The organism is Fontibacter flavus, assembly GCF_042432905.1.
Taxonomy (GTDB): domain Bacteria; phylum Bacteroidota; class Bacteroidia; order Cytophagales; family Cyclobacteriaceae; genus Fontibacter; species Fontibacter flavus.
The window spans coordinates 1-1,540 of sequence record NZ_JBHLWI010000084.1; the positions used below are offsets into that span (position 1 = coordinate 1).

A 1,540-nucleotide genomic window follows, 5' to 3' on the forward strand; every position below is an offset into this window, starting at 1 on the left:
GTCGACCAGTATTATACGTGTCAAGGAAAAAATCTAATCAAAAATCCCCAATCATGACTTTAGATTTTCAAAATCAAAAAATTGCAGCATAAAAAAGGCTGCCCTTTTCGGACAGCCCCTTTTTTGTTTTACAGAGCAGGAACACAAATCTCAGAAACATGTTGTGAAAATTTCAATCAAAACAACATCGGAGCAAATAAACTCAAATATTCTCTCCAGTTGGCCCAGGTATGCCCTCCTTCATTCTCAAAGTATTCATGTTCAAAATCAGTTTTCTTTAAAACTTCCAACAGCCTTTTGTTGGATTCCATCACAAAATCATCGACACCACAGGCTACCCAATATTTGGAAACCCCACTTTCCTTCAATACCAAAAACTTTTTCTGCATTTCCGCCATGTTCTCACTTTGGTTGAAAATACCGCTGCTAAAAACACCTATATAACCAAATGTCCCTGGATAATTTGTAGAGGCATTGATGGTATGCCCTCCTCCCATGGATAACCCTGCTATGGCACGACTATTTTTGTCTTTCTTTACTCTATAATTCTTTTCCATATATGGAATGATATCTTCTACCAGGCTTTTTTCAAATTGCCCCTGATATTTGATATAGCTTTCACGGGTAACAGGCGGTGTTCCCGGCACCTGCCTTAAAGTAGAAGTCTGCCAGGCATTGACATTGGGCATGACAACAATCATGGGTTTAGATTTACCTTGCGCAATTAAATTGTCTAAAATTAAATTTGCTCTGCCCAGGGAAGTCCACGCATCTTCATCCCCTCCCCCACCATGCAACAAATACAAAACTGGATAGGAATCATTTCCAGAAGTATATCCTGGGGGAGTGTACACATACATTCTTCGGTTCATACCCAAAGAAGGTGAATCATACCACACTTGGGAAAGATTTCCTCTTGGGGTATCATTCATTTGAAACAATTCTGAACCCTCACCCGGAACCATCAATAAACTGGCATAACGGGTACCATCTCTCAATGCATGGGGGTTAGTAGGATCAATGGCAGCTACCCCATCAATAAAAAAATTGTAGTGGTACATGGAAGAAGGCAAGGGATCAATAGTGATGGACCAAACACCCTGTTCTCCTTTTATCAAGGGCAGGGTCTGACCAAAGCCCAACCAACTTCCGTTGATGGTAACGGCATTGGCCGTTTCAGAAAGCACTCTAAAAGTAACAGAATTATCCGCACCTATTTCAGGTGAAATAACACTTGGTGCCTGCATGGCACTGACTTCCTGTGCCCTAATATGCAATGTGCTTCCCACTACCAAAAGAGCTGTAAGAAAGAATTTAAACATGGTTATTTTCATAGTGTTGTTTATTGTTAGTTTTTAAGGATTAACATGGAAATGAATTTAACATTTGTTCCATGCAGGGATGGCTGGATGTAATGGGGGTGTCCGAAAAGTCGAGACACCCTTTTTTTATTGTTGATCTTCTCTAAAATTATTATTTTAGAGTTGAACAAAATACAACAATGTCTAAGGTAGTTTTTAAAAATCAGACTGGCAATTGT

Annotated in this window: 1 protein-coding gene; it reads right to left on the reverse strand. The window is 39.6% G+C overall.

The genetic code is table 11. The annotated features are described in order from the left end of the window. Positions 1-176: 176 nt before the first annotated feature. The gene (locus ACFFIP_RS18925) at positions 177-1,322 is read right to left on the reverse strand and encodes an esterase (RefSeq protein WP_382389359.1); all 1,146 of its coding nucleotides are present in this window, start codon (positions 1,320-1,322) and stop codon (positions 177-179) included. Between the last annotated feature and the right edge of the window lie 218 nt (positions 1,323-1,540).